The following is a 25,990-nucleotide window of genomic DNA, read 5'->3' as shown; positions in this document are numbered from 1 at the left end:
CACCGGCTGTGGTTTCGACGGGCGACGGCAGGCCACCTTCAGGGAAAAAGTGTCGGCGGGCCGCCGGGCGGAACGGCCCGGCGCCCGCCGACGCATTGGACGCACGTTCACCAATTTGCTAGGATTTACGGTATTAGTAGAAAGTAAGGAGGCAGTTCCGGGTTGCAGATCCGCACCTGGCAGGCAGATCTCGTTCTCCTGGGCATCACGGCGATCTGGGGCGCGACGTTCCCCATGGTGAAGAACGCCACCAGCCTCGAGGCTGGCGGCGTGCCCACCTACTGGTTTCTTGCGGTCCGGTTCCTCATGGCGGCCCTGCTGCTGGCCGCCGTCTTCCACAGGCGGCTGAGGAGGCTACCGGCGGCCACCTGGCGCGCCGGGGTTCTCCTGGGGATCTTCCTGTTTGCCGGCTACGCGTTCCAGACCTTTGGCCTGGCCTACACGACCAGCGCGAAGGCCGCCTTCATCACCGGGCTTTCGGTGGTGATCGTGCCGGTGCTGTCGCTGGTCTGGCTGCGGACGGCGCCGTCGCCTGCGGCCTGGCTGGGCGTGCTCACGGCCCTCGCGGGCCTGGCCATGCTCTCGTTGGACGGCAGCCTGGCCCCCTCGCGGGGCGATCTGCTCGTGCTGATGGGCGCATTCGGCTTCGGTCTGCACGTGGCCGGGGTCAGCCGTTTCGGCGCGGCACACGACCGGTACGCCCTGGCCGTCATCCAGTTGGGCACCGCCGGCGTGCTCTCCGCCTTGCTGCACCTGGCCGACCGGGGCACCGTCCTGCCGGGAGTGGCAGGCGTCCTCTGGTGGGGCGGGCCCGCCCACGTAGGGACCGCCGTCATCGTCTGCGGTCTGCTGGCCACCGCCGCCGCCTACCTGCTCCAGAACCTGCTGCAGCCCTACACGACCGCGACGCACACGGCCCTGATCTTCGCCGCCGAGCCGGTCTGGGGCGCGGTCTTCGCCTACCTGCTGGCCGGCGAGGTCCTCACGCCCCGGGGATACGCCGGTGCAGCGCTCATCATCGCCGGCATGCTGATGGCCGAACTGCCCGCCGGCCGGGACCGGCGGGCAGCCGCAAGCTAGAAACGGAACTGGGCGGCTTGCTGGCGCAGAGCGTTGGCCATGTCGGAAGCCTTCCCGGCCAGCTCCACCAGCCGCTGCATGGCCGCCTGGACCTGCGTGGCGGACGCGCTCATCGCCGCCATGGCATGCCGGCCGGCCTGCGACTGCTCCTCCACCTGGCCGATGAGGGTGGTGACCGCCTTGGCGCTGGCCAGCATCTCCTCCGCCGTGGCCGCGTTCTCCTCGGCGATGGCGGAGAGCTGCACCGTGGCGTTCACCACGTCCTGGCTGGCGGCGGCCATCTCCTGGGCAGCGGCGGAGATGGACTGCGCCTCCTTCTGGGTGTCGGCCACGGCTGCCAGAATCCGCTCCAGCGACGCGCCGGCCTCTGCGGAGAGCTGCACCCCGTGCTCCACCTCCGCGGTGCCGGCCTCCATGGTCTGCACCACCACAGCCGCGCTGCTCCGCAGCCCCTCGATCCGCCCGGCGATCTCGCCGGCCGCCGTGCGGACCCGCTCCGCCAGGCGGCGCACCTCGCCCGCGACCACCGCGAAGCCCTTGCCGTGCTCGCCCACGCGGGCGGCCTCGATGGCCGCGTTCAGAGCCAGCAGGTCCGTCTGGCCGGCGATCTCCGTAATCAGCTGCAGGATCTCATCCACCTGCTGCAGCGACTCGCTCAGCTGGCGCACCTGGTTCGACGCGTCCAGCACGCGGTCGCGCACCCGGTTCATGCCCTCGGCGGACTGCCGCACCGCCTCGCCGCCCTGCTCGGCGGCCTCGCGGGTGCGCGTCGCGGCCTCCGCCACGACGCCGGCGCTCTCCGCCACCTGTTCGATCGCCTCGGCCATCTGCCGCACGGTGGCCGCAGCCCGCTCCACCTCTTCAGCCTGCGACTGCGCGGCCGCGGCGACCTGCGAAGCCGCCTCCTCCACCTCGCGGATGGCCCGCGCGCCGTCCGCGGCGTACTCCGCCTGCCTGGCGGCCATCGTCTCCATGTTGGCGATCTCCCGGCTGGAGGCGCCCGTCACCTCATCGGCCTCCCGGGCGCTGCGGTCCACCTCGGCGGCCGCCCTCTCGAGGTTTGACGCTGTCTGGGCGAGCGTACGGACCATCGCCGCCAGCTGCGACGCCATCATGTTGTACGAACGGGTGGCCTGTCCCACCTCGTCCCGGCTCGTCACCACCACCGACGTCTGCGACAGGTCGCCCTGGGCGACGCGCTGCATGGCCTCCTTCAGGCGGGCCAGCGGCTTGACCACCACGTAGGCGAACAGGATGGACGCCCCGATCACGACGATGACGATCGGAACCTCGACCCACAGGACGGCCTGCAGCAGATGGGACTCCAGGGCCTGCAGCTGCTGCGCGCTTAGTCCGAGCGTCTGCGCCGCCGCGCCCAGCCGCCTGAAAGCCACAAAGGTCGTGAGGAAGACCGGCAGGAGCGCCCAGGTGAACAGCGTGGCCACCGTACGAATACCGAAGTTCCACTGGAGTGGATTGATCAGATGAGACCAGCGCATACACTACTCCCTCCGCGCACGTCGCTTTCGACGGAGCCTGAAACCGTACAATCCTAAATGTACCACACATGACTCGGATATTAAAACACTTGCGATAGATTACATGTCAAATGTCCAGTCTTGTACGTGCTCGCGGATCCAACGCCAGACGTCGTCGCGCCCCAGTCCGGTCTCGGCAGAGAACAGAACCAGCGGCTCCCCGTCGCCGTCCAGCCCCAGCTCCCGAGCGATGACCTGCCGGTGCCGGGGCCAGGCCGTCCGCCCGATCTTGTCCGCCTTGGTGGCCACGCAGAGGCTCGGCAGCCGGTGGTGCCGGATCCACTCCCGCATGGTGACATCGTCCCGGGTCGGCGGGTGCCGCAGGTCGACGATCTGCAGAACCCCGCGCAGGGCCCCGCGCGTCAGCAGGTACCCCTCGATCAACCGGGCCCACTCCCGCCGCTGCGCCTCGGAGACCCGCGCGAAGCCGTACCCGGGCATGTCCACCAAGTAGAAGGCGCCGCTCTCCCGGGCCGCCTGCAGCACCGGGCCCGACAACGCCGTCCTGCCGGCGTCCTTGTCCGGCTGTGGCTCGCCCTCCGGCCGGGGCTTGCCCTGCGGCCAGACGCGATAGAAGTTGAGCGCCTGCGTGCGGCCGGGGGTATTGGAAGTCCTGGCCAGCTTGCGGTTCCGCACCAGGGCGTTGATCAACGACGACTTCCCCACATTGGACCTGCCGACCAGGGCCACCTCCGGCAGCCCGTCCTGCGGGAACTGGCCTTGTGCGACGGCGCTCAGCACGAACTCGGCGTGTACGCCCATGCAATCCCTCCTTGGTCCGGCCGTGTCCCGGAGCGCGGGGGAGTCCCGCCCGGACCGGCCCCGACGTCACGCGAAAGGCGGGAGAAACCCCGTGAGGTTCCTCCCGCCGCGCTGCTCTACCCTATACCACGGGACTGGTGGGTTGCGTCCCCTCCACGTCGATGGCCTCGGGCGGCGGCAGGATCTGCTCGTCGCCTTCCCTGGGCTCCAGGAGGGCGAGCCGGAGCACCTCGTCCATGTGGTCGACCAGATGCACGTGCAGCTTCTTGCGCACGTTGCCCGGGATCTCCTCCAGGTCCTTCTCGTTCTCGCGGGGCAGGATGATGTGCGTGATGCCCGCCCGGTGGGCGCCGAGCAGCTTCTCCTTCACCCCGCCGATCGGCAGAACCCGGCCCCGCAGGGTGATCTCGCCGGTCATCGCCAGGTCCGCCCGGACGGGCCGGTTGGTCAGCGCCGAGACCACGGCCGTGGCCATCGCGATCCCGGCGGAAGGCCCCTCCTTGGGCACGGCGCCCTCGGGCACGTGGATGTGGATGTCGTGCTTGGCGTGGAAGTCCTCCTCCAGCCCCAGGTCCCGGGCGCGGGAACGGATGTAGGAGAGCCCGGCCTGGGCCGACTCCTTCATCACCTCGCCCAGCTTGCCCGTGAGGATCAGGCTGCCCTTGCCCTTCATCAGGGAGACCTCGATGGGCAGGATGTCGCCGCCGGTTTCGGTGTAGACCATGCCGGTGGCCACGCCGACCTGGTCCTCCTTCAACTTCTTGCCCCACTGGTAACGCGGGGCGCCCAGGAAGGTGTGGAGGTTCTGCGTGGTCACCCGCACCGTCTGCACGCCGTCGTGGGTGGCGATCTCCCGGGCGGCCTTCCGGCAGAGGGCCGCCAGCTGCCGCTCCAGGTTTCGCACCCCAGCCTCCCGGGTGTACTCCCGCACGATGGTGCGGATGACGTTCTCCGAGACCTCCAGGTTCTCCTCGCTCAGGCCGTGGTCTTTCCGCTGCTTGGGCAGCAGGTGCCGCTTGGCGATCTCCACCTTCTCGTCCTCGGTGTAACCCGAGATGGTGATCAGCTCCATGCGGTCGAGCAGGGGGCGCGGGATGTTCCAGACCACGTTGGCCGTGGTGATGAAGAGCACATCGGACAGGTCGAAGGGCACCTCGATGTAGTGGTCCGAGAAGCTGTGGTTCTGCTCGGGGTCGAGCACCTCCAGCAGCGCCGACGCCGGGTCACCCCGGAAGTCGGACGACATCTTGTCGATCTCGTCCAGGAGGAAGACGGGGTTCCGGCTGCCCGCCTGCCGCATTCCCTGGATGATGCGGCCGGGCAGTGCGCCCACGTAGGTGCGCCGGTGCCCGCGGATCTCCGCCTCATCCCGCACACCGCCCAGCGAAATGCGCACGAACTTGCGGCCCAGCGCGTGCGCGACGCTCTTGGCCAGCGAGGTCTTGCCCACACCGGGCGGACCGGCCAGGCAGAGGATGGGCCCCTTCATCTTCTTGACCAGCTTGCGCACCGCAAGGTACTCCAGGATGCGGTCCTTGGGCTTCTTCAGCCCGTAGTGCTCGCTCTCCAGGATCTCCTCGGCCCGCTTCAGGTCGTCCTGGTCCTCGGTGAAGGTGGACCAGGGCAGGCTGGTGAGCCACTCCAGGTAGTTGCGCACGACGACGGCCTCGGCGGCCATGGGCGGCATCTTCTCGAAGCGGTCCACCTCGCGCAGGGCCTTTTCCTTGACCTCGTCCGGCATGCCCAGCTTCTCGATCTTCTCGCGGAACTGTTCGGCCTCGGTGCCCCGGTCGTCCCGCTCGCCCAGCTCCTTCTGGATGGCCTTGATCTGCTCGCGCAGGTAGTACTCCCGCTGCGTCTTCTCCATCTGCTTGCGGACGCGCACGTTGATCTTGCGCTCCAGATCCAGGACCTCCATCTCGCGGCTGAGGATGTCGGAGATCCGCTCCAGCCGCTCCACCACGTCGAAGGCCTCGAGCACCGCCTGCTTGTCCTTCATGTCCAGGTTGGTCATATAGGCCGCGATCGTGTCGGCCAGGCGCCCCGGCTCCTCCACCTGGACCGCGGTGACCAGCGACTCCGGCGGCACCTTCTTGGCCGACTTGACGTACCGCTCGTACTGGCTGATGACCATCCGCATGAGCGCCTCGGCCTCGGCGCTCCGAGTGGTCGGCTCGGGCACCTGGGCCACGGCTGCCCGCATATACGGTTCCTCGGAGACGTAGTGGTCGATGCGGGCACGGGCTACGCCCTCGAAGACGACCTTGAGCGTGCCTCCCGGGACCTTGACCACCTGCTTGATCTCGACAATCGTACCCACCAGGTAGATGTCGTCGGGCGTGGGCATCTCGTTCTTGGCATCCTTCTGCATGGCGAGGACCATGCGCCGGCCTTCGTTCATCGCGGCCTCCACCGCCCGCATGGACTTCTCCCGGCCCACCTCAAGCGGAACGATCATGGTAGGGAAGACGATCTGGCCCTTCAGGGGGAGCAAGGGCAGGTTCAGCAACTGCTCTGTGCGCTTGTCGGCCACCGGTCTCACCTCCTGGCAGTACCACGTGTTCCGATTCTATCATAACAGACCGGTTCTACCATCCGTCGCCTCAAAAACCACGCGCAGACAACTGTACGCGTTATATTAAGACGTCTCCGGGCGGCCAAAGGTGCGCCTGGGAGCCCTGGACGCTCGAACGGAAGTTAGCTTTCGCTGCCCCCGAGACGAGTATGCGGGGCGGGGACTGCGGCAGTCCCCGCCCCGTCCCGCTCAGCGCTCGGTTCCGGTGAGCGACACGGCCGGCCGGGGCAGTGGCACCTCAAATACCGGCACGGGCCGCGGCTCCTCCACCGGAAGGGTCTCGACGGGAGCCGGTTCGGCGGCTCGCTCACGCTGCAGGTCAAACGCCACGGCGAAGACCTCGTCCAGCCGCTCCACCGGCACGACCCGGATGCCGGACAGGCGCGCGAAGCATTCCTGCCAGTTCTCCTGGGGGATGATCACCCGCGTGCAGCCGGCCTGCCGCGCCGCCTCGACCTTGGCCACGACGCCGCCCACCGGCTTGACCAGCCCCCGGATGGAGACCTCGCCGGTCATGGCAGTGCGGTTGTCCACCGGCCGGCCCGTGAAGGCGCTGTACACCGCCACGGCGATCGCCACGCCGGCGCTGGGGCCGTCGACGGGCACGCCGCCGGGGAAGTTGACGTGGATGTCGTAATCGCGCGGGTCCTCGTCCAGGTACTGCTTCAACACCGTCAGGACGTTCTCCACCGAGCCCTTGGCCATGGACTTGCGCCGCATCGTCCGGCCCGGCCCGCCCATCTCCTCCTCGTCCACCACGCCGGTGACGATGACTACCCCCTGTCCGGCGGCCCGGGCGCGGCGCACGTCCACCTCCAGCTCCAGCAGGTGGCCGACGTTGGGGCCGCTGACCGCCAGACCGTTGACGGAGCCCACCTGGGGCTTGCTGGGGATCCGCCGGTCCGGCCGGGGCTGAAGCTGGCCCGAGTTGATCACCCACTCCACCTCGGAGCGGGGGATGGACCGCCGGCCGGTGCCGGCGAGGACCCCTGCCGCGAGCTGCACGATGTTGACGGCCTCCCGGCCGGAGGCGGCGTAGCGCTTGATGACCTCCTCCGCGTCCGGCTCCAGGACGAGCCCCACCTTCTCGGCCGCCCGCCGCGCGACTTGGGCCACCTCCTCCGGCAGCAGCGGGCGGAAGAAGATCTCCATGCAGCGGGAGCGGAGGGCGGCGGGGATCTCGTGGGGCAGGCGGGTCGTGGCGCCCACCAGCCGGAAGTCCGCCGGCAGCCCGTTCTGGAAAATATCCTTAATATGGGAGGGGATGTTGGGATCATCCGGGCTGAAGTATGCCGACTCCAGGAAGACCTTGCGGTCCTCCAGCACCTTCAGCAGCTTGTTCATCTGCACGGGATGGAGTTCGCCGATCTCGTCCAGGAAGAGGATGCCGCCGTGCGCCCGGGTCACCGCGCCGGGCTTGGGCTGCGGGATGCCCGCCAGCCCCAGCGGCCCCGCCCCCTGGTAGATGGGGTCGTGGACCGATCCGATCAGCGGGTCCGCGATGCCGCGTTCGTCAAAACGGGCGGTAGTGGCGTCGATCTCCACGAACGCGGCGTCGGGGCCGAACGGGGAGGCCGGGTTCCGCTTGGCCTCCTCCAGGACCAGGCGGGCCGCCGCCGTCTTCCCTACGCCCGGCGGCCCGTAGATGATCACGTGCTGCGGATTGGGCCCGCACAACGCCGCCCTGAGCGCCCGGATGCCCTCCTCCTGCCCGACGATCTCGTCGAAGCTGGCGGGCCGGGTGCGCTCGGACAGCGGCTCCGTCAGCCGGACCGCCCGCATGCGCCGCAGCTTGTCCAGTTCCCGGCGCGACTCGCGCTCGACGGCGAGCCGGTTCCCCTGCTGGCTCCGCAGAAGGTTCCAGAAGTACACGCCGATCACGACGGCGAAGAGCACGTGGATGATCGCGAAAATGCCGCCCAGGGCCATGCTTGGAAACCCTCCTCCGCATCCGAGTTGGGCGCTGCGCGCAGCGCGCGCACCCCGCGGCTGTTCTCGGGTAGTATGCCGCTCCCGCATGGGCCGAATGCTGGATGAACGTTCCGCACATGAAAAGAGCCCCAGTGGTCATTTTGACCACCGGGGCTCGGCCGCCGGAAAATCAGGCGGACTCCTCCTTCTTGGTGCGCCGGCTCTTGGCATCGTTGGTCGTGACCAGAATCGGCTCCTGCTTCTTCAGCACCACGTCCTTGGTGATGACGCACTTGGTGACGTCGGTGCGGGAGGGCACCTCGTACATCACGTCCGTCATGATGTCCTCGATGATCGCCCTGAGGCCGCGGGCGCCGGTGTTGCGCCGCAGCGCCTCCTTGGCGATCGCCCGGACGGCCTCCTCCTCAAACTCCAGCTCGATGTTGTCCAGCTGAAGCAGCTTCTGGTACTGCTTGACCAGGGCGTTCTTCGGCTCCCGAAGGATGCGCACCAGCGCATCCTCGTCCAGGGCATCCAGCGTGACGACGATCGGCAGCCGGCCGATGAACTCCGGGATCAGGCCGAACTTCAGCAGGTCCTCCGGCATGATCTGCTTCAGCAGCTCGCCGACGTTCTGCTCCTGCTTCGAGCGGATGTCGGCGCCGAAGCCCAGCCCGCTCCGCCCGACCCGGTTGGCGATGATCTTGTCGATACCGTCGAAGGCGCCGCCGCAGATGAACAGGATGTTGGTGGTGTTGATCTGGATGAACTCCTGGTGCGGGTGCTTCCGGCCGCCCTGGGGCGGGACGGAGGCGATCGTGCCCTCCAGGATCTTCAGCAGGGCCTGCTGCACGCCCTCGCCCGACACATCGCGGGTGATGGACGGGTTCTCGGACTTGCGGGCGATCTTGTCGACCTCGTCGATATAGACGATCCCCCGCTCGGCCTTCTCGATGTCGTAGTCGGCGGCCTGGATCAGCTTGAGCAGGATGTTCTCGACGTCTTCACCGACGTAACCCGCCTCGGTCAGCGACGTCGCGTCCGCAATGGCGAAGGGAACGTTCAGAATCCTGGCCAGGGTCTGCGCCAGCAGCGTCTTGCCGGAGCCCGTGGGCCCGAGCATCAGGATGTTGGACTTCTGCAGCTCCACATCGTCCAGCTTGCTGCCCAGGTTGATGCGCTTGTAGTGGTTGTAGACCGCCACGGCCAGCGTGCGCTTGGCGCGCTCCTGCCCGATGACGTACTGATCGAGGATCGCCTTGATCTCGGCCGGCTTCGGCACGTCCTTCAGTTCGAAGTCGACCTCTTCGCTGAGCTCCTCCTCGATGATCTCATTGCAGAGCTCGATGCACTCGTCGCAGATATAGACACCGGGCCCAGCGACAAGCCGCTTCACCTGGTCCTGGTACTTGCCGCAGAACGAGCACTTGAGCTGGCCCTTATCCTCACCCGTGAACTTGAACATTCCCCCACCCCTTTTCAGCAGCTAGCGTGCGGAGCGGCTCGCCTTCTCCCTGGGGTGCAGCACCTCATCGACAAGGCCGTACTCCACCGCCTCCTGCGCCGACATCCAGCGGTCGCGCTCGGTGTCCGCCAGAATGCGCTCCACCGACTGTCCGCTGTGCTTGGCGAGGATCTCGGCCATGAGCTGCTTGGTCTTCACAGCCTCCCGTGCGGTGATCTCGATGTCGGTGACCTGACCGCCGACCCCGCTCAGGTGGGGCTGGTGGATCATCACCCGGGCGTTGGGCAAGGCATACCGCTTGCCGGTGCCGGCCGCCAGAAGCAGAGCGGCCATCGAAGCGGCCATTCCCACCACAGTGGTATTCACCGGCGACTTGATGTGCTGCATCGCATCGTAGATACCAAGGCCGGCACTGACCGAGCCGCCCGGTGAGTTGATGTAAAGGTTGACCGGCTTGTCCGGGTCTTCGCTCTCCAGGAAGAGGAGTTGGGCGATCACGACGTTGGCCACCTGATCATCAATGGGCGTGCCCAGGAACACGATGCGGTCCTTCAACAGCCGACTGTAGATGTCGTAGGAGCGCTCGCCGCGGTTGGTCTGCTCGATCACATACGGAATCAGGTAGCTCATAGTCTGACCTCCTCTACCCGATACTTATACCGCAACCGGCCTAGAATCAGGCAGCGGAGTTAAGCTCTACCAGGTGCTCCACCGTCTTCTGCTTCAGCAGGTCCCTGCGGAGCTGGGCCCGGTAGGCCGCACTCGCCCGCAACTGCCGGATGTAGGACTGCTGCTTCGGATACATGGCCAGGAGCCGGTCGAACTCGGCCTCCAGCTCGGCATCGCTCACGGTCAGACCCACCTGCTTCGCCACCGCGGCCAGCACCAGGTCGACCTTCACGAGCTTCGTGGCCTGGGGCTCCAGCTCCTTGTGAAGGTCCTCATGGGTCTTGCCGGTGATCTGGTGCCACATGTCCAGGGTAATCCCCTGCTGGGCCAGCTGGTGCTCGAAGTCGTGGATCATGTCGTGGACCTTGTCGTGGACGAGCACCTCGGGCACCTCGACGGAGGCGTCGTCGGCGACGGCCTCGACGACCTTGTTGCGGAAGTCCTCCTCCGCCTTCTGGGCCGCGGCCTCACTCAGACGATTCTTGATGTCCGCCCGGAGTTCCTCCACGGTCTTGAAGGGGCTCACCTGCTGGGCGAACTCGTCGTTCAGCTCAGGCAGCTCCTTCTTTTTTACCTCGTGCACCGTGACCTTGAACACGGCCTGCTTGCCGGCCAGGTGCTGGGCGTGGTAATCCTCGGGGAAGGTGACGGTGACCTCACGGGTCTCCCCCGCCTTCGCGCCGACCAGCCCCTCCTCGAAGCCGGGGATGAAGGTGCCGGAGCCGATCTCCACCGTGTAGCCCTCGCCCTTGCCGCCCTCGAAGGGCTCGCCGTCAATGAACCCTTCGAAGTCGATGACGGCGAAGCTGCCCTGGCCGACCTCCCCGGACTCGTCGGTCACGAGGGTGGCCAGCCGCTCCCGCAGGGCGCTCAGCTGTTCCTCGACCTCCTGGTCGGTGACCTCCGGGACCTGCTTCTCGATACCGAAGCCCGACAGCCGCCCCAGCGTCACCTCCGGGGTCACCTGAACCTTGCCCTTGAAGATGAGGGGCTTGCCGTCCTCCGCCTGGACCACTTCGATCTCCGGCTGGCTGATCGGCTCGATCTGCCCCTGCTCCAGCGCTTCGCTGTAGGCCCGGGGCAGAATCTGATCCACGGCTTCCTGGACAAGCGCCTCCTTGCCGTAGACGCGTTCGAAGACTGCCCGCGGCGCCTTCCCCCGGCGGAAGCCCGGAATGGTCACCTGCCGGTTCATCTTCCTGAACGCCGCCTCCACCGACTTGGAGAACTCAGAGGCATCCACCTCTACCTCAAACTGCATCCAGTTATTTTCCAACTTGTCCCAGGTCGCCTTCATTCGGTTTCCCCCTCAACTGTTCAGTATATGGCGCCCACCGGCCGGCCATATACGCTGCTTTCAGCCAGGTCCGTTGGCTGCAACTTAGGTATTATACCATGCCGCAGCCGCGGGGACAACGAACGTCCCCGTGCGCTTATAAGACGTCTCGCACATGCGCCGAGGTTCGGTGCTGCGACGCTTTTGGACCGCGGCCGCCCACCACTCCATACGGCGACCGAGCCCCGGAAATAGTCCTTTGGTATCAGAGCTGCCCACCGGGCACCGGCCCCCGCTCCGGAACCCGCCGCCGGCCCATGGAAAAACGAACCGGCCCCTGCCCGGGGGGCCGGTTCGTCCTGGCCCTAGAGCGTGCGCTGCGCTCGCACCGCCTCGGCAGCCGGGAAGAGGGCATATCCACCAGCGAGGCTGGAAACGCTGTAGCCTCGCTGTGCGAGGATCCGGGCGGCCACGTAGGCCATCGCGCCGGTGCGGTCGTACACCACCGTCTCCCGGGACGGATCCAGCTCGCCGAGGCGGCTGCGCAGCTCGTCCACCGGGATGTTGACGGCACCGGGCACCGCGCCCATGTCGTACTCGTACGGGTTCCGCACGTCGACCACCTGAAGCTCCTCGCCGGCCTCCATCCGCCCCAGCAGCTCTTCAGGGGTGATCACCCGAAGCGCGGCCCGCCGGATGTTCTGCGCCACCATGCCGGCCACGACCGCGGCGTCCTTGGCTGCCCCGAAGGGCGGCGCGTAGGCCAGGTCCAGGTTGGCCAGTTGGTCCACCGTCATCCGGCCCAGGATGGCCGTGGCGTAGACGTCCGTCCGCTTGTCGACGCCGTTTGCGCCGATGACCTGGGCCCCCAGCAGCCGGCCGGTGTCCGACTCGACGACCAGCTTGGTCATGAGCTCCTGCATCCCGGGATAATAGTCGGCGTGATCGCCGGAAAGCGTGTAGCTGGTGTAGACCTTCAGCCCCTCCCGCCGGGCTGCCTTCTCGGAGAGGCCGGTGACCGCGGCCACCAGGCTTCCCACCCGCACGATGGCGGTGCCGATGGCGCCGGGGAAGGTGAGCGAGTCGCCCGCGGCGTTGGCGCCGGCCACCCGCCCCTGCTTGTTGGCCGGACCGGCCAGCGGAATCAGCGCGGGCCGGCCGGTGACCAGGTGGATCGTCTCCACTGCGTCGCCCGCGGCGTAGATGGCCGGATCGTTGGTCTGCATCCGCTCGTTGACCTGAATGCCGCCCGTCGGCCCGATCGCGAGGCCCGCCTCCCGCGCAAGGCGCGTGTCCGGCCGGACCCCCAGCCCCAGGATGAACAGGTCGCCCTCCACCTCACGACCGCTCTCCAGGCGGGCCGCCGTCGCCCGGTCGTTGCCGGTGAAGGCCGCGATGCCGTCGCCTGTGATGACCTCCACGCCCATCTGCTCCAGGTGCGACTGCACGAAGGCCGCCATCTCGGGGTCCAGCGGCGGCAGCACCTGGTCCGCCTTCTCCACCAGCGTCACCGCGAGGCCGAGACCCGCCAGGTTCTCCACCATCTCCAGCCCGATGAAGCCCGCCCCCACAACCACGGCCCGGGCCGGGCTCTCCCGCTCCACCAACTCCCGGATCGCGACGGCGTCGGGGACCGTGCGGACCGTAAAGACGTTGGGCAGGCCAATGCCCGGCAGCGGCGGACGGATGGGCACCGACCCCGGCGCGAGGACCAACGCAGTGTAGGACTCGTGGTACACCTCACCGGTCTCCAGGTTCCGCACGGTCACACGCTTGGCTGCCCGGTCGATGGCGACGACTTCGTGCAGCACCCGGACGTCCACCTCGAACCGGGCGCGGAAGCTCTCGGGGGTCTGCAGGAGCAGGGCCGAGCGGTCGCCGATCTCCTTGCCGACGTAGTAGGGCAGCCCGCAGTTGGCAAACGAGATGTAGGGGCCCTTTTCGAACAGGACGATCTCGGCGTGCTCGTCGGTGCGGCGGGCGCGGGCCGCCGCCGTCGCTCCGCCGGCCACGCCGCCGACGATCACAATCTTGCGCTGCGCCATCCTTTCGCCTCCCTGATCGGTCGCTCAGGTCCCATGATACACCATACCCCCTACGGTATTTCAACCCCTCTTGCGCTACCGTTACTGGTAGGGGTATGATGACAGCGTTGAGGTGTGTCCCCGAAATCTACACGAAAGGGCGATGGTCGTGTTCGGTTTTGGTCCCCGCATCGAATCGATCACCACGGCCGAACTGCAGGCCCGTCTGGAGCGCGGCGAGCGCCCCAAGATCATCGACGTGCGTGAGCCGTGGGAGTACGCCGAAGGCCACGTGCCCGGCGCAGTCCTGAAGCCCCTCGGGCAGATCCGCACCTGGGCGCGGGAGCTGGACAGGAACGAGGAGATCCTGCTCATCTGCAGGACCGCCAGCCGCTCCGCCGTCGCGTACCAGTTCCTGAAGCGGCTGGGGTTCACCAACGTGAAGAACGTGGCGGGGGGCATGGTGACCTGGCGGGGCGAAGTGGCCCGCTGACGCCGCCGGCCGTCCCCACCGACGCGGAAGACCACCGCGCGGGCCGCGGTGGTCTTTCTGTCCGTCTGGATGCTCCGCCCCGGTGGGGCGATCCGGCTAGAAGTACAGGTCCCGCTCACCGGCCCGGATGCGCACAAGCCGCCGCTCGGTCTCGGCGCGCACCTTCTCGCTGGGGATCTGGGCCAGGTTCGCCGCCTCCGTGCGCCGGCCGACCTCCCGGGTCGCTTCGGAGGCGTAGTCCTCCAGGTACTCCTCGAAGGTCAGGATGGCGTTGGGCTGGCAGAGGTTCTGGATCTGGCCGGTCTTCGCCAGGGCCATGAACCGGTCGCCGGTCCGCCCCTGCCGGTAGCAGGCGGTGCAGTAGCTGGGCAGGTAGCCTTCCTCGCAGAGCCAGCGGATGACCTCATCCGGGGAGCGGTGATCGCCCTGGACGAACTGCGCCGTCGCCGCCCGCTGCTCCTCGGTCATCTGGCTGTACCCGCCGATGCCCACGCTGGAGCCGGCGCTGATCTGGGACACGCCCAGCCGCAGCACCTGCGCCCGCATCTCGGGCGTCTCCCGGGTGGAGATGATCATGCCGGTGTAGGGCACCGCCAGCCGGAGGATCGCGACCAGCTTCTTGAACTGGTCGTCCGTGACCAGGTGGGGGAAGGTGTGGAGGTCGACCCCCGGCGCAGGCTGGAGCCGGGGCACCGAGATGGTGTGCGGCCCCACGCCGAACGCCTCCTCCAGGTGCCGGACGTGCAGCAGCATCGCCAGGACCTCGTAGCGGTAATCGTACAGGCCGAACAGCACGCCCACGCCGACGTCGTCGATGCCGGCCTCCATCGCCCGGTCGTGAGCGGTGGTGTGCCAGTCGTAGTTGTGCTTCGGGCCCGAGGGGTGCATCAGGGCGTAGGTCGGCCGGTGGTAGGTCTCCTGGAACAGCTGGTAGGTCCCGATCTGGGCCTCCTTCAGCTTCCGGTACTCCTCGGTGGTGGTGGCGGCGATGTTGACGTTGATCCGCCGGATGTTGCCCTTGCCCTCCCGGACCCCGTAGATCGTCCGGATGCAGTCGACGATGTAGTCGATGTCGCAGTGGACGGGATCCTCGCCGGCCTCCAGCAGCACCCGCTTGTGGCCCATGCGGATCAGGGCCCGCACCTCCGCCGCCACCTCCTCCTGGGTGAGCCGGCGGCGCACCTCCTGGTCGTTGGACCGGCGGAACCCGCAGTACCGGCAGTTGTTCACACACAGGTTGCTGACGTAGAGGGGCGCGAACAGCACGATGCGGTTGCCGTAGATTTTCTGCTTGATCTCGAAGGCGGTGCGGAACAACGCCTCCAGGTGGTCAGGATCCTCCACCATCAGCAGGTCGGCGACCTCCTCCAGGTCGAGCCCCCCGGCGAGGGCCGCCTTGTCCAGGATCTGCCCCAGGCGGGCGGCACTGGGCGCGGAGGCCTGGCCCAGCAGGCAGTCGAGGAGCGCATCGTCGATGAAACTCGCCTTCTCCGCGGCAACAGGCATGGATGACGCCTCCTTTCAGGCGGTCCACCGGGGAGAGTGCCCCGGTCCGGTGGCCACAAAGCGACCTTCGCCCACGATCAGGGCGGCGACGCAGGGTTCGCACTGCTCCGGCTCCTCCCGCAGGCAGATCTTGTTGGGGTAGAGCTGGTAGTGCTCCCGGTACTTCCCGGGGGTGACGTTGGGCATGATCACGTTGGCCCCGCACGCCAGGGCGAGCTGCCGCCCCCGGGGGTGAATCGATCCCAGGGCGGTGGTGGCGGGCACGTGCGCGTCCTGGATGGAGAGCCGGACGCAGGCGACCGCGTTCAGGGTCTGCTCCACGGTGCCCGGGGCGGCGTCCGCCAGGGGCGTGTGCGGGGCCGGGATGAACGGCCCGATGCCCGCCATTTCCACGTTGAGCCTCTTCAGGAGCAGGATGTCGTCGGCGAGGGTCCCCACGGTCTGGCCGGGCAGCCCGACCATGAAGCCGCTGCCCACCTGGTAGCCCAGTTCCCGCAGCCACAGCAGGCACTGGATGCGCTGCTCCAGGCGGCGGCCGGGCCGCAGCCGGGCGAACAGCTCCGGGTCGGCGGTCTCGTGCCGGAGCAGGAAGCGGTCGGCGCCCGCTTCCCGCCAGAGCGCGTACTCCTCCCGGGTCCGCTCCCCCACGCTCAGGGTCACCGCCAGCGGGGTGGTCGCCTTGATCTGCCGCACCACGCCGGCCAGCTCCTCGGGATCGAGGGCGTCGCCTTCGCCGGACTGGAGCACCACGCTGCCGTACCCCAGCCGCCACGCGCCTTGTGCAGCGGCCACGATCTCCTCCGGGGTCATGCGGTAGCGGCGGACGTGCCGGTTGGAGCGGCGGATGCCGCAGTAGCAGCAGTCCATGCGGCAGATGTTGGAGAACTCGATCAGGCCGCGCAGGTGGACCCCGTCGCCCATCACCCGGGCGCGCACCCGGTCCGCCGCGGCGAAAAGCGCCTTCTGCTCCTCGCCCCCCAGGCTCAGCAGACAGGTGAGCTCGTCACGGCTCAGGTCCGCGCCGGCCTCGGCGCGGGCGATCAGCGCCAGCACTTCCTGCCGGATCATCCACCATTCCCCCCCGACATCCCGCCCTGCTCCCGAAACGGCGTCAGGACCCGGGGCAGGATTCCGTTCAGATGGGCGATGCAGACGCCGTAGTTGACGATCGGGACGCCGGCCGCCTGGGCCCTGCGGATCCGGCTCAGCATCAGCCTGCGGTTGACCATGCAGCCGCCGCAGTGGACGATCAGCCGGTACGGCGACAGGTCCTCAGGCATCTCGCCGCCGTGCGCCCACTCAAACTGCAGCTCGCCGCCCACCCGCTCCCGCAGCCAGCGCGGGATCTTGACCGTCCCGATGTCGTCCTTCTGCTGGTGGTGGGTGCAGGTCTCGGCGATGAGCACCCGGTCCCCCGGGCGGAGCCTGTCGATCGCCTGCGCGCCCCGCACCAGCTCGGCGAGGTCGCCCTTGTGCCGGGCCATCAGGATCGAGAACGAGGTGAGCGGGATCTCAGGCGGGACCGCCCGATTGACCGTCCCGAACACCTGGCTGTCGGTGACCACGAGGGCCGGCCGCCGTCCCAGGGACTTCAGGGCGTCAGGCAGCTCCCGATCCCGGACCGTCACCGCGATGCCCCCGGCGTCCAGCACCTCCCGGATCGCCTGGACCTGCGGGAGGATGAGCCTCCCCTTGGGCGCCCCTGAGTCGAGGGGCACCACCAGGACGATCAGGTCGCCGGGGCGGACCAGGTCGGCCAGGAGCGGCACCTCGGTGGGGTCCACGGGGGCGGCGGCGATGATCCGCTGCCGGAGCGCCGCCACCCCGGGCTGGCCGATGCAGCTGCAGGCGCAGAACGAAAAGCCGAACCGTTCCTCCAGCCGGGCGGCCTGCCGGCGGGCGCCGGCGGGGTCCAGGTCCGCTTTGGTCACCGCGCCGACCGCGGGCGTGCCGCGCCGCTTCAACTCCGCCACCAGCCGCTCCTCCGCCTCGCCCGGCTCCTCGCCGGCAGGCACGGCCAGGACGGCCAGATCGGTCTGATCGAGCACCTGGAAGCTGCGCTCCACCCGCAGGCGGCCCAGGTCCCCCTCGTCATCGATTCCGGCCGTATCGATCAGGACCACCGGACCCAGGGGGTGCAACTCCATCGGCCGCCGCACCGGGTCGGTGGTCGTGCCGGGCACCGGGGAAACCAGCGAGACCGCCTGCCGGCTCAGGGCGTTGATGAGACTGGACTTGCCCGCATTGCGCCGGCCGAAGAAGGCGATGTGGAGTCTCTGACCGGTGGGCGTTCGTTCCGCTGCCATTTTGTTCACCCTTTCACATTCACCGTTATTGTACCGCCTCCCCGTCCACTGGGCGCACGTGTCATCTCGATTTGGCCAAATCCGATCCGTCGGGATAGGCCCCTTGTGCCTAAGGCGTAACCGTATCTAGGGTCATTCCCCGATGCCCGGTGCCGACGCCGGATCCGACGTGCAATGGAGGGCCGCCGCCCGCGTCAGGATCGCTCTGCGTTGGAGCGGGCCCGAGGCAGGAATTTTTCAGACGGGGAGGAATATAGCAAACATGAGCACGAACAGGGACCTCTCCTTGCGCCCCCTCAAGGCCCTGAACAACAACGTCCTGCTCGCCTACGATCCAGCGTGTGGCCAGGAGGTTGTGGTGGTGGGGCGGGGGCTGGGGTTCCGGGTCTCGGGCCCTATCCGTCCCGACGATCCCCGCATCGAGAAAGTCTTCCGGCTGGACGAGAGCCGGAACCGCAAGCGGTTCCTGCGGCTGACGGAGACTCTTTCCGGGGACGTCATTGGCGTGGCCGAGGAGATCCTCAACCTGGCCGCTGCCCGATTCGGCCCCCTGGGCGAGGAGGCACACCTCACGCTGGCAGAGCACCTGGCGGCGACCGTCGACCGGGTCCGAAAGGGGATGCCGATCCCCAACCCGTTTCTGGCGCAGATTCAGTTGCTCTACCCGGAGGAGTACGCGCTGGCCGGTCAGGCGGTGGAGATGATCGCGTCCCGGCTGGGCGTGACCCTTCCGGAAGAGGAGCAGGGTATCCTGGCACTGCACCTGCTGGGGGCGTGGCGCAGAGAGTCCCCCAAGGTGATGGCCCGCCACCAGGCCCTGATCCGCGAGTCGGCGGCCTTCCTGGCGGCCGAGGCAGGCATCTCCTGGTCCGACGACGACCCGCGTCTCTCCCGCGTGCTCCTGCACCTGCGGCTGGCGATTGATTTGATTGTCTCGGGCAAGGCCGAAACGAACCCGGTTCTGGACCGCATTCGCAGCGAGTACCCCGAGGAGTTCGCCCGCGCCCGCCGCCTGGGCGACTACATGGCCCAACGGCTGGAGCGGCCGGTGAGCGATGACGAGGTCGGATATCTGGCGCTCCATCTCCTTCGGCTGAAAAACCTGACCCAGTGAGGCTCGGAGCTGGCGTGTAACCGCAGCGCTGACGCGGGCATGAGCCAGCCAGAGGAGTCCCGGCACCGGCATGGGTGGCTGGGGGCTCCCTGGCTGGCTTTCCGTTTGGCGCACGCCGCGGTGGGAAGGAGGGAAGGCAGAGCCGCGCCGCTGCCGGTCCGGGTCGGTCCATCATCCCGTGAGAAGGAGGTCTGAGGCATGCTCGCGCAGCTGCAGAAAGTTGGTAAGGGTCTCATGATGCCTGTGGCGGTCCTTCCGGCGGCCGGGCTGCTCCTGCGGCTCGGACAGCCGGACGTGCTGGACTGGCCGTGGATGGCCAACGCCGGCGACGCGGTCTTCAGCAACCTGCCCCTGCTCTTCGCCGTCGGCCTCTCGGTCAGCCTGGCCAAGGACTCCGGCGTGGCCGGCCTCTCCGGCGTCGTGGCCTACTTCGTCATGACCAACGTCGCCGTCACCATCAACGCCGAGATCAACATGGGCGTCCTGGCAGGTCTCATCGCCGGCATCCTGGCGGCCAACATGTACGGGCGCTTCAAGGACACCAAGCTGCCCGACTACCTGGGCTTCTTCGGCGGCCGGCGCTTTGTGCCCATCGTCACCGCCGGCGCGGCCACCGTGCTCGGCCTGATCTTCGGCTTCATCTGGCCGCCCATCCAGCACGGCATCGGGGCGGTGGGCAACTGGATGACCGCCGCCGGTGCGATCGGCGTCGGCGTCTTCGGCCTGCTGAACCGCCTCCTCATCCCTCTCGGCCTGCACCACGTCATCAACAGCATCGTCTGGTTCATGTTCGGCGAGTTCCAGAAGCCGGACGGCACCGTGGCCACCGGGGACCTGTGGCGCTTCTTCGCCGGCGACCCGAGCGCGGGCTTCTTCATGGCCGGCTGGTTCCCGATCATGATGTTCGGCCTGATCGGCGCCGCCTTCGCCATGACCCACGCGGCCCGGCCCGAGAACCGCAAGCGGGTGGGCGGCATCATGCTCTCGGCGGCCTTCACCTCATTCCTGACCGGCATCACGGAGCCGATCGAGTTCGCCTTCATGTTCGTCGCGCCGCTGCTCTACGCCATCCACGCCGTGTTGGCCGGCACCTCCATGGCGATTGCCCAGCTGCTGGACATCCACCACGGCTTCACCTTCTCGGCCGGACTGATCGATTTTGTGCTGAACTACGGCATCGCTTCGGATAACGCGTGGCTCCTGATCCCCATCGGCCTGGTGTACGGCGTCGTCTACTACGTCGTCTTCCGCTGGGTCATCGTACGGTTCAACATTCCGACGCCCGGCCGCGAGCCGGAGGAGAGCCATGTTCCCGGTGTCTAATTGAATACCTCGGGAAGCGAAAGCGAGGAGTGATGGGCTTGGACGATCGGACGAGGGCACAGGAGATCCTGGCCGCACTGGGCGGCAAGGAGAATGTCACTGAACTGGAGTCGTGCATCACCCGCCTGCGCCTGGTGGTGAACAACCCCGGTGCGGTGGATGAGAAGCGGCTGAAGGCGGCCGGAGCGGTGGGCGTCATGAAGGTCGGCCAGGTCGTGCAGGTGATTCTGGGCACGTCCGCCGAGCGCATCGAGCAGATCATGAAGGACATGATCTAGATGACCGTGGTCACCCTGCTGGCCCCCATCACCGGTCGCACGGTGCCCCTGGACGACGTTCCCGACCCCGTGTTCGCCGGCCGCATGCTGGGCGACGGCGTGGCCATCGACCCCAGCGGAGACCTGGTGGTCGCGCCCGCCGCGGGCGAGGTGGTAGCCCTCTTCCCCACCGGCCACGCGCTGGCCCTGCGGATGGACTCCGGCGTCGAGATCCTGCTGCACCTCGGCCTGGACAGCAGCCGGGCGAAGGGCGTCTTCCGCCCGGTCGTCGCCCTGGGCGACCGGGTGGAGACGGGCCAGCCGCTGATCTACATGGACCTGGAAGGGCTCCGGGCTCAGTCCCGGTCGCCGCTCAGCCCGCTGGTGGTGCTAAGCGCCGGCGCCGGTGCCCGGGCCGATGTGGCGGTCGAGGTGCTGGCTAGCGGCCCCGTCGTGGCCGGCCGGGACGTCGTCTGCCGGCTCCTGGAAGGGAGGAAAGGCGATGCGACTGCTTGACATGCCCCCCTCCGGCCTCATCCAGCTCACGCGCGCCAACCTGCTGCAGGGCATCCGGCTCTCCGAGGGGCGGCTCGTCGTGGCCGAGACCATCGTCGTGGCGCCGCCGCTCATCGACGGCGTCAGCAACGCGGAGCTCGCGGCGGCCTTCGGCGCGGACATCTTGCTGCTCAACTGCTACGACTGCGTCGACCCCGCGATCCTGGGGCTGCCCGGGGAACCCGGGAAGGGGCAGACCTGCCAGGACCTGAAAGAGCTGGTCGGCCGGCCGGTGGGGGTGAACCTGGAGCCCAGCGACCGGGTTCCTCCGGGCCGACGGGCCACGCCGGAGAACGCGCGCCGCGCGGTGGAGCAGGGCGCAGACTTCATCTGCCTGACGGGCAACCCCCACACCCTCGTGACCAACGCGGGCATCCTGGAGAGCCTGCGGCACATCCGGGAGGCCGTGGGCGACCGGACTGTCCTGGTCGCCGGCCGCATGCACGCAGCCGGCTCCGGCCTCTCGCCCGGCCGCGGCCTGATCACGCCGGAGGAGACCGAGGCGTTCGTGGACGCCGGCGCCGACGTGGTGCTGCTGCCGGCTCCGGGCACGGTGCCGGGCACCACGGTGGAGGAGGTGCGTGCCTGCGTGCAGGCGGCCCACCGGAAGGGCGCGCTGGCGATGGCGGCCATCGGCACCTCCCAGGAGGGTGCGGACGAGGCCACGATCCGTCAGATTGCCCTCAGCGCCAAGATGGCCGGGGTCGACCTGCACCACCTGGGCGACGCCGGCTACCACGGCGTGGCGGTGCCCGAGAACATCCTGGCCTACTGCCTGGCCGTAAAGGGCCGGCGACACACCTACCGGCGCATGGCGCTGTCCGCCAGACGGTAGCCGCACCGGCGGGGGAAAGCCGTCAAGCGGAGCCGACCCCGGGTGAGGTCGGCTCCGCTTGTGTCAGATTTTCGCCTGAGCCGCCCCCGCCCTGACACCATACGAGAAGGCTACAGGGTCCTCCCTGTAGCCTGTAAACCGTCCTGGTGGTGCGAGAGAGGGGACTTGAACCCCTACGCCTTGCGGCACGAGATCCTAAGTCTCGCGCGTCTGCCAGTTCCGCCACTCTCGCGCGTGGTGTGCAGATGATATGTTACCGCAGCGCTCGCGCCCGTGTAAAGGGCCACATACAGGCACACCCCCGGCTAAGCCGAAGGTGTGCCGTGTCGCGAGACTCAGGTTCGTTGCCGGTTTCCCACCAGGTCGCCGATCACGAACACGCCGGCCACGCCCACGAGCGTGTAGACGAGGCGGGAGATCAGCGACATCTGGCCGCCAAACAGGAAGGCCACCAGGTCGAACCCGAAGAGCCCGATCAGCCCCCAATTGAGGGCGCCGATGATCACGAGCAGTCTTGCAATGAACACTCTCACACCGCTCCCTTTCTGGGGAGTAGGGTGTACAGGCGGCGCCGCGCCTATGCACGGCGGCCTGCCCGTTGGGCCGAGAACCTGCGGCAGAATCTGGAATGCCTTCGGGAGGTCACCTCCCGGCGCCTGCTGCATAAACCTATAGCGGGACCCCCGACAGGCACAGGTCGCACAGGCTGCAAAGCCAACTGACCGGCGCTACCAGGGGGTCCCGCTCTGTTGCACCCGAAGATCCGACGGTCCCGCAACCGCAACAGCTCCCTCCGCGTACCGGCGGAGGGAGCTGCGCACTTGGTGGGCCATGTTGGATTCGAACCAACGACACCCCGCTTAAAAGGCGGATGCTCTGCCACTGAGCTAATGGCCCGTCAGGCCTCGACCCCCGCCGAGGGCGGAGGTCTGGCCGCTGGCTGGGGCGGCAGGATTCGAACCTACGCATGCGGGAGTCAAAGTCCCGTGCCTTACCAGCTTGGCTACGCCCCAAGGTGTGGGCTGACCGACCGGAATCGAACCGGCGACCTCCAGAGCCACAATCTGGCGCTCTAACCAGCTGAGCTACGGTCAGCGTATGAACGTCGATGAACGGAAAAAGCGAACTTGGTGCGCCTGGCAGGATTCGAACCTGCGGCCAACCGCTTAGAAGGCGGTTGCTCTGTCCACTGAGCTACAGGCGCCTGTACAGCACGGGATAGTTTAGCACAGGAGGTAACCCCAGCACAAAGCGCCCGTGCCGACAGCGCCGGGCCGACACCATCTAGACAAAAGAGGACGAAGTTCGTTCGCCCCCGTGATGGACTCGGTTTGGAGCGGGTGAAGGGAATCGAACCCTCGTCGCCAGCTTGGAAGGCTGGAGCTTTACCACTAAGCTACACCCGCATGTGGTGTGTCGGCCCGACGCTGCAGTGGCTGCGCTGGTCGGGGTGACAGGATTTGAACCTGCGACATCCTGCTCCCAAAGCAGGCGCGCTACCAGACTGCGCCACACCCCGGCGTATCCGCACAAGAGAGTATAGCGCATTGCAGCCCCTGCTGTCAAAACCTAAATGCTGCCTACACCCCCAGGAAAACATGATAGGCCCGCACCGCGCCGTCGACCAACTCGAGCACGGCACACGACGGCGGATCCTGCGGCCGCCGGGGCATGCTGAGCGAGCCCGGGTTCAGCAGCAGCACGCCGCCCACGTCCTCCAGGAAGGGTATGTGCGAATGGCCGAAGACCGCCACCCTGGCGCCCACCTCCTGTGCCCGGTACAGCAGCCGCTGCGGCCCGGTCTTCACGCCGTGCTGGTGGCCGTGGACCAGCAGAATCCTGACGCCGGCCAGTTCCAGCAGCAGTTCCGCCGGCTCGGTCTCGGGGAAGTCGCAGTTGCCGGCCACCGCCCGCACCCGGTCGGGTTCAACCCCCACCGCCTCGGCGATGCGCGGCGCGTCGGTCAGGTGATCGCCCGCGTGGAGGAGCCAGTCGAGCCGTCCGCACTGTGCCCGCATGGACGCCACCTTGCCGAAACGCCGGTGGCTGTCGCTCACGACGCCGACCCGCAGCATGCTAACCCTCCTCCAGCAGGGCGGGCAGCCGCTCCAGGCAGCGGGCCAGCGCCCGGGAACGGTGGCTGATCCCGTTCTTCTCCTCCAGGGCCATCTCCGCGACGGTCCTCCCGTCCGCCACCACAAAGATCGGATCGTAACCGAATCCGCCGGTGCCCCGGGGCGCCTCGGCCAACCGGCCTTCCAGCTCGCCCCGGAAGAGCTCCTCCCTCCCCGACGGCAGTACCACCGCGATCACCGACACGTAGCGGGCGGTCCGCCGTTCCGCGGGCACCTCCGCCATCCGTGCCAGCAGAGCGCGCACCCGGTCCTCGTCGCTTCCGGGCACCCAGCGGGCGGAGTGCACCCCGGGCTCGCCGCCCAGGGCGTCCACCACGATGCCCGAGTCCTCCGCGAGGGCGGGAAGCCCCGTCAAGGCGGACGCCGCCCGCGCCTTGATCAGGGCGTTCTCCTCAAAGGTATCCCCCGTCTCGCTGACCTCCGGTGCATCCGGATCCAGCCCGACGATCTCAAAGCCCGCCCCCGCCAGGAGCGAGCGAAACTCCCGCACCTTCCCCTGGTTCTTGGTGGCCAATACCAGACGCTTCTGTGACAACGGCTCCAACCTCCACGCCCAGGGGGCCGAGCTGCTCCCGCTGGAGGGCCACCAGCCGGCGCACGCCGCTCTCCGCCAGGGCCAGCAGTTCCTCCAGCTCCCGCCGGGTAAAGGGCCGTTCCTCGCCCGTCCCCTGAATCTCGACGACCTCGCCCGACCCGGTCATCACCAGGTTCAGGTCCACCGCGGCCCGGGAGTCCTCCTCGTAGGTGAGGTCCAGGACCGGCACGCCGCCCACCACGCCCACGCTCGTCGCCGCCAGGTAATCTTTCACCGGGAGGCGGTCGATGAGCCCGGCTGCGCGCAGGCCGGCCAGCGCATCCACCATCGCGACGTATGCGCCGGTGATGGACGCCGTGCGCGTGCCACCGTCGGCCTGGATGACGTCGCAGTCGATGATCAGCGTTCGCTCGCCCAGGGCCGCCAGGTCGATCACCGACCGCAGGGCTCGGCCGATCAGCCGCTGGATCTCCATCGTGCGCCCGCCCTGCCGGCCCCGGGCGGCCTCGCGCGCCGTGCGCTGTCCCGTGGCGCGGGGCAACATGCCATATTCGGCGGTGATCCAGCCTTCTCCTCTTCCCCTGAGGAACGGCGGGACGCGATCCTCCAAGGTGGCCGTGCAGATCACGCGGGTACGGCCGACCTCGATCAGCACCGATCCCTCGGCGTGGATGTTGTAGTGGCGGGTGATGCGCACGGGGCGCATCTCGTGAGGCAACCTACCGTCCTGCCGCATGTGGGCGTTTCACTCCTGCTGCGACCAGAGATGGATGTGCGCCGCTGCGTCGACGCCGCCGGGCCACAGGCGGCAGGCCACCTCCAGGAACCGCTGTGGGTCGCCCGTGGTAAAGGCGCGCCGCTGCCCCGGCCCCGGTCCGGGATTCAGGAGGCCCCGCCTGCGCAGCAGATCGGCCACTTGTACGGCCGTGGCCTTCCCTGGGTCCACCAGCCGCACCGCCGGCCCCACCACGTCCTGGATCACCTTCGCCATGTGCGGAAAGTGCGTGCAGCCCAGAACCAGGGTGTCCACGCGTTCGGCGAGGATGGGCGCCAGGCAGCGCTCCACCTCACGGCGCACCTCAGGCCCGGAGATCACGCCCTCCTCCGCCCGGATGACGAGGATCGGGCAGGCCTGCTGCACCACGTAGGCGTCGGGGCGGAACAGCCGGATCGTCTGCGGATAGATGCCTGAGTCGCAGGTGCCCTGGGTGGCCGCCACGCCGATGCGGCCGGTGACGGAGGCCTCCGCGGCCATCGCGGCGCCGGGCTGCACCACCCCCAGCGCCGGGATGGGGAACGCATCGGCCAGCAACAGGTCGATCGCCGCGGCGGTGGCCGTGTTGCAGGCCACAATGACCAGTTTGCAGTTCTGCTCGACGAAGAATTCCATGAACCGCCGGAAAAACGCCCGCACCTCAGCGAGCGGGCGAGGACCATAGGGAAAGTGGGCCGTGTCGCACGCGTAAATCAGGTTTTCTTGCGGCAGAAGGTCGGCCACGGCACGGGCCACGGTCAGGCCGCCCTCGCCGGAATCGAACAGACCGATGGGGCGCTGGGTGTCCGGGATGTACTGTGTCATGAAAACGTGCTCTCCTTCGGGTGGTTGCGGAACATCTTACACTCGCTAACCT

General features: G+C 68.2%; 23 protein-coding genes and 7 tRNA genes. 7 read left to right on the top strand and 23 right to left on the bottom strand.

Going from position 1 to position 25,990, the window contains the following annotated elements; translation table 11 throughout:
- Positions 1-162 precede the first annotated feature (162 nt).
- Positions 163-1,080, top strand: a complete 918-nt coding sequence (locus tag STH_RS01915) for a DMT family transporter (protein WP_011194498.1) — start codon at positions 163-165, stop codon at positions 1,078-1,080.
- Here STH_RS01915 and STH_RS01910 read toward each other — a convergent pair.
- The 8 genes from STH_RS01910 to STH_RS01875 form a co-directional block, all read right to left on the bottom strand.
- The gene (locus tag STH_RS01910) at positions 1,077-2,579 is read right to left on the bottom strand and encodes a methyl-accepting chemotaxis protein (protein ID WP_011194497.1); all 1,503 of its coding nucleotides are present in this window, start codon (positions 2,577-2,579) and stop codon (positions 1,077-1,079) included. The two genes, STH_RS01915 and STH_RS01910, sit on opposite strands and share 4 nt — an antisense overlap.
- Positions 2,580-2,678: 99 nt before the next feature.
- Positions 2,679-3,380 carry a GTP-binding protein gene (locus STH_RS01905; protein WP_011194496.1) on the bottom strand — a complete coding sequence of 234 codons (702 nt, stop codon included), beginning with the start codon at positions 3,378-3,380 and terminating at the stop codon, positions 2,679-2,681.
- A 121-nt stretch (positions 3,381-3,501) separates the two neighbouring features.
- Entirely contained in the window at positions 3,502-5,913 is a 2,412-nt protein-coding gene (lon, locus tag STH_RS01900) for an endopeptidase La (protein ID WP_011194495.1), read from the bottom strand.
- A 231-nt stretch (positions 5,914-6,144) separates the two neighbouring features.
- Positions 6,145-7,884: an ATP-dependent protease LonB gene (lonB, locus tag STH_RS01895; RefSeq protein ID WP_011194494.1), complete on the bottom strand. Its 1,740-nt coding sequence runs from the start codon at positions 7,882-7,884 to the stop codon at positions 6,145-6,147.
- A 172-nt stretch (positions 7,885-8,056) separates the two neighbouring features.
- Complete coding sequence (gene clpX, locus STH_RS01890; RefSeq protein ID WP_011194493.1) at positions 8,057-9,331, bottom strand: ATP-dependent Clp protease ATP-binding subunit ClpX; 1,275 nt, start codon at positions 9,329-9,331, stop codon at positions 8,057-8,059.
- 21 nt (positions 9,332-9,352) lie between these two features.
- Positions 9,353-9,961: an ATP-dependent Clp protease proteolytic subunit gene (locus STH_RS01885; protein WP_011194492.1), complete on the bottom strand. Its 609-nt coding sequence runs from the start codon at positions 9,959-9,961 to the stop codon at positions 9,353-9,355.
- A 46-nt stretch (positions 9,962-10,007) separates the two neighbouring features.
- The gene (gene tig / locus STH_RS01880; protein ID WP_011194491.1) at positions 10,008-11,297 is read right to left on the bottom strand and encodes a trigger factor; all 1,290 of its coding nucleotides are present in this window, start codon (positions 11,295-11,297) and stop codon (positions 10,008-10,010) included.
- Between the two features lie 344 nt (positions 11,298-11,641).
- Complete coding sequence (locus STH_RS01875) at positions 11,642-13,321, bottom strand: FAD-dependent oxidoreductase (protein WP_011194490.1); 1,680 nt, start codon at positions 13,319-13,321, stop codon at positions 11,642-11,644.
- Positions 13,322-13,469: 148 nt separating this feature from the next.
- On the opposite strand from STH_RS01875, the gene STH_RS01870 reads away from it, so the two are divergent.
- Positions 13,470-13,793, top strand: a complete 324-nt coding sequence (locus tag STH_RS01870; protein ID WP_011194489.1) for a rhodanese-like domain-containing protein — start codon at positions 13,470-13,472, stop codon at positions 13,791-13,793.
- Positions 13,794-13,889: 96 nt separating this feature from the next.
- Here STH_RS01870 and hydG read toward each other — a convergent pair whose 3' ends face one another.
- The 3 genes from hydG to hydF are packed head-to-tail and all read right to left on the bottom strand — an operon-like array spanning position 13,890 to position 17,605.
- Positions 13,890-15,299: a [FeFe] hydrogenase H-cluster radical SAM maturase HydG gene (gene hydG, locus STH_RS01865; RefSeq protein WP_011194488.1), complete on the bottom strand. Its 1,410-nt coding sequence runs from the start codon at positions 15,297-15,299 to the stop codon at positions 13,890-13,892.
- 15 nt (positions 15,300-15,314) lie between these two features.
- Complete coding sequence (hydE, locus tag STH_RS01860; protein ID WP_011194487.1) at positions 15,315-16,367, bottom strand: [FeFe] hydrogenase H-cluster radical SAM maturase HydE; 1,053 nt, start codon at positions 16,365-16,367, stop codon at positions 15,315-15,317.
- Positions 16,364-17,605: a [FeFe] hydrogenase H-cluster maturation GTPase HydF gene (hydF, locus tag STH_RS01855; RefSeq protein ID WP_011194486.1), complete on the bottom strand. Its 1,242-nt coding sequence runs from the start codon at positions 17,603-17,605 to the stop codon at positions 16,364-16,366. Before hydF ends, hydE begins: the two co-directional genes overlap by 4 nt.
- A gap of 262 nt (positions 17,606-17,867) precedes the next feature.
- Between hydF and STH_RS01850 the strand changes: the two genes are divergently transcribed.
- The 5 genes from STH_RS01850 to STH_RS01830 all read left to right on the top strand — a co-directional run bounded on the left by STH_RS01850 (position 17,868) and on the right by STH_RS01830 (position 21,689).
- Positions 17,868-18,719: a BglG family transcription antiterminator gene (locus STH_RS01850; protein WP_043713049.1), complete on the top strand. Its 852-nt coding sequence runs from the start codon at positions 17,868-17,870 to the stop codon at positions 18,717-18,719.
- A gap of 198 nt (positions 18,720-18,917) precedes the next feature.
- Complete coding sequence (locus STH_RS01845) at positions 18,918-20,042, top strand: PTS transporter subunit EIIC (RefSeq protein WP_011194484.1); 1,125 nt, start codon at positions 18,918-18,920, stop codon at positions 20,040-20,042.
- A 38-nt stretch (positions 20,043-20,080) separates the two neighbouring features.
- Positions 20,081-20,320 (top strand): glucose PTS transporter subunit EIIB, encoded by a 240-nt coding sequence (locus tag STH_RS01840; RefSeq protein WP_011194483.1) that lies wholly within the window; start codon positions 20,081-20,083, stop codon positions 20,318-20,320.
- Complete coding sequence (locus STH_RS01835) at positions 20,321-20,815, top strand: PTS sugar transporter subunit IIA (protein ID WP_011194482.1); 495 nt, start codon at positions 20,321-20,323, stop codon at positions 20,813-20,815.
- Positions 20,802-21,689 (top strand): PEP phosphonomutase, encoded by an 888-nt coding sequence (locus STH_RS01830; protein ID WP_011194481.1) that lies wholly within the window; start codon positions 20,802-20,804, stop codon positions 21,687-21,689. Before STH_RS01835 ends, STH_RS01830 begins: the two co-directional genes overlap by 14 nt.
- 147 nt (positions 21,690-21,836) lie before the next feature.
- Here the strand turns inward: STH_RS01830 and STH_RS01825 are convergent.
- The 12 genes from STH_RS01825 to murI form a co-directional block, all read right to left on the bottom strand.
- Positions 21,837-21,921 (bottom strand) — tRNA-Leu (locus tag STH_RS01825).
- Positions 21,922-22,024: 103 nt separating this feature from the next.
- The gene (locus STH_RS19255) at positions 22,025-22,216 is read right to left on the bottom strand and encodes a DUF378 domain-containing protein (protein ID WP_043713042.1); all 192 of its coding nucleotides are present in this window, start codon (positions 22,214-22,216) and stop codon (positions 22,025-22,027) included.
- A gap of 295 nt (positions 22,217-22,511) precedes the next feature.
- Positions 22,512-22,586 (bottom strand) — tRNA-Lys (locus tag STH_RS01815).
- A gap of 40 nt (positions 22,587-22,626) precedes the next feature.
- A tRNA-Gln gene (locus tag STH_RS01810) sits at positions 22,627-22,702 on the bottom strand.
- Positions 22,703-22,707: 5 nt separating this feature from the next.
- Positions 22,708-22,784: transfer RNA gene (locus STH_RS01805), tRNA-His, on the bottom strand.
- A 33-nt stretch (positions 22,785-22,817) separates the two neighbouring features.
- Positions 22,818-22,893, bottom strand: a tRNA-Arg gene (locus STH_RS01800).
- Between the two features lie 128 nt (positions 22,894-23,021).
- Positions 23,022-23,095: transfer RNA gene (locus STH_RS01795), tRNA-Gly, on the bottom strand.
- Positions 23,096-23,131: 36 nt separating this feature from the next.
- Positions 23,132-23,208 (bottom strand) — tRNA-Pro (locus STH_RS01790).
- Positions 23,209-23,269: 61 nt separating this feature from the next.
- A complete protein-coding gene (locus STH_RS01785; protein ID WP_011194479.1) occupies positions 23,270-23,764 on the bottom strand; it encodes a metallophosphoesterase family protein in 495 nt (164 codons plus the stop codon).
- Position 23,765: 1 nt separating this feature from the next.
- A complete protein-coding gene (rdgB, locus tag STH_RS01780; protein WP_338054949.1) occupies positions 23,766-24,314 on the bottom strand; it encodes an RdgB/HAM1 family non-canonical purine NTP pyrophosphatase in 549 nt (182 codons plus the stop codon).
- A complete protein-coding gene (gene rph, locus STH_RS01775; protein ID WP_011194477.1) occupies positions 24,274-25,095 on the bottom strand; it encodes a ribonuclease PH in 822 nt (273 codons plus the stop codon). The genes rdgB and rph overlap by 41 nt, the downstream gene beginning before the upstream one ends.
- Positions 25,096-25,104: 9 nt before the next feature.
- Positions 25,105-25,938: a glutamate racemase gene (murI, locus tag STH_RS01770; RefSeq protein ID WP_011194476.1), complete on the bottom strand. Its 834-nt coding sequence runs from the start codon at positions 25,936-25,938 to the stop codon at positions 25,105-25,107.
- Positions 25,939-25,990: the final 52 nt, after the last annotated feature.

The organism is Symbiobacterium thermophilum IAM 14863 (assembly GCF_000009905.1).
Lineage (GTDB): Bacteria > Bacillota > Sulfobacillia > Symbiobacteriales > Symbiobacteriaceae > Symbiobacterium > Symbiobacterium thermophilum.
The sequence above is the reverse complement of the archived record's forward strand: the minus strand, read 5'-3'. Positions and strand labels throughout refer to the sequence as shown.

What these genes read in the sequence shown, in the direction of transcription:
- STH_RS01910 (WP_011194497.1), bottom strand. Translation starts at nt 2,579, where the DNA reads ATGCGCTGGTCTCATCTGATCAATCCACTCCAGTGGAACTTCGGTATT.
- STH_RS01905 (WP_011194496.1), bottom strand. Translation starts at nt 3,380, where the DNA reads ATGGGCGTACACGCCGAGTTCGTGCTGAGCGCCGTCGCACAAGGCCAG.
- lonB (WP_011194494.1), bottom strand. Translation starts at nt 7,884, where the DNA reads ATGGCCCTGGGCGGCATTTTCGCGATCATCCACGTGCTCTTCGCCGTC.
- clpX (WP_011194493.1), bottom strand. Translation starts at nt 9,331, where the DNA reads ATGTTCAAGTTCACGGGTGAGGATAAGGGCCAGCTCAAGTGCTCGTTC.
- STH_RS01885 (WP_011194492.1), bottom strand. Translation starts at nt 9,961, where the DNA reads ATGAGCTACCTGATTCCGTATGTGATCGAGCAGACCAACCGCGGCGAG.
- tig (WP_011194491.1), bottom strand. Translation starts at nt 11,297, where the DNA reads ATGAAGGCGACCTGGGACAAGTTGGAAAATAACTGGATGCAGTTTGAG.
- STH_RS01875 (WP_011194490.1), bottom strand. Translation starts at nt 13,321, where the DNA reads ATGGCGCAGCGCAAGATTGTGATCGTCGGCGGCGTGGCCGGCGGAGCG.
- hydG (WP_011194488.1), bottom strand. Translation starts at nt 15,299, where the DNA reads ATGCCTGTTGCCGCGGAGAAGGCGAGTTTCATCGACGATGCGCTCCTC.
- hydE (WP_011194487.1), bottom strand. Translation starts at nt 16,367, where the DNA reads ATGATCCGGCAGGAAGTGCTGGCGCTGATCGCCCGCGCCGAGGCCGGC.
- hydF (WP_011194486.1), bottom strand. Translation starts at nt 17,605, where the DNA reads ATGGCAGCGGAACGAACGCCCACCGGTCAGAGACTCCACATCGCCTTC.
- STH_RS01850 (WP_043713049.1), top strand. Translation starts at nt 17,868, where the DNA reads ATGAGCACGAACAGGGACCTCTCCTTGCGCCCCCTCAAGGCCCTGAAC.
- STH_RS01845 (WP_011194484.1), top strand. Translation starts at nt 18,918, where the DNA reads ATGCTCGCGCAGCTGCAGAAAGTTGGTAAGGGTCTCATGATGCCTGTG.
- STH_RS01835 (WP_011194482.1), top strand. Translation starts at nt 20,321, where the DNA reads ATGACCGTGGTCACCCTGCTGGCCCCCATCACCGGTCGCACGGTGCCC.
- STH_RS01830 (WP_011194481.1), top strand. Translation starts at nt 20,802, where the DNA reads ATGCGACTGCTTGACATGCCCCCCTCCGGCCTCATCCAGCTCACGCGC.
- STH_RS01785 (WP_011194479.1), bottom strand. Translation starts at nt 23,764, where the DNA reads ATGCTGCGGGTCGGCGTCGTGAGCGACAGCCACCGGCGTTTCGGCAAG.
- rph (WP_011194477.1), bottom strand. Translation starts at nt 25,095, where the DNA reads ATGCGGCAGGACGGTAGGTTGCCTCACGAGATGCGCCCCGTGCGCATC.
- murI (WP_011194476.1), bottom strand. Translation starts at nt 25,938, where the DNA reads ATGACACAGTACATCCCGGACACCCAGCGCCCCATCGGTCTGTTCGAT.